The organism is Rhizobium phaseoli, assembly GCF_010668805.1.
GTDB classification, from domain to species: domain Bacteria; phylum Pseudomonadota; class Alphaproteobacteria; order Rhizobiales; family Rhizobiaceae; genus Rhizobium; species Rhizobium phaseoli_A.
On sequence record NZ_WUFT01000144.1, the window covers coordinates 1 to 392 of the forward strand.

1 pseudogene is annotated in these 392 nt (G+C 62.2%); it reads left to right on the forward strand.

From position 1 onward, the window contains the following. A pseudogene (locus GR197_RS31780) lies at window positions 1–392 on the forward strand (IS5/IS1182 family transposase); the annotation flags it as partial.

Sequence of the window (392 nt, forward strand, 5' to 3'; positions counted from 1 at the left end):
GTGTCGCGAACATCTGGTGAAGGCTGCGGCACGGCACGGGTTGAAGCTGCGGCAGAACTACAACCGCGAGGCGCCGCACCTGGCGCGTCAGATTGGCCGCTACGCCCATGCGAAGCAGTACAAGCGCATGAAGAAGGCCCTGCGCACATTGCGCTCGCGCGTTGGCCGGGTGATGCGTGACGTGGAGCGTCAGCTCGAATCGGTTGCTGACACCGGACGCAGCGCGCTGCAGGAGTTGATCGGCCGCACCAGGCGGATCCTGTCGCAGAAGCAGAAGGACAGGAACAAGCTTTACGCCTTGCATGCACCGGAAGTCGAATGTTTGGCCAAAGGCAAGGCGCGTACGCCGTACGAATTCGGCGTCAAGGTGTCGATCACGACGACCCATAAGG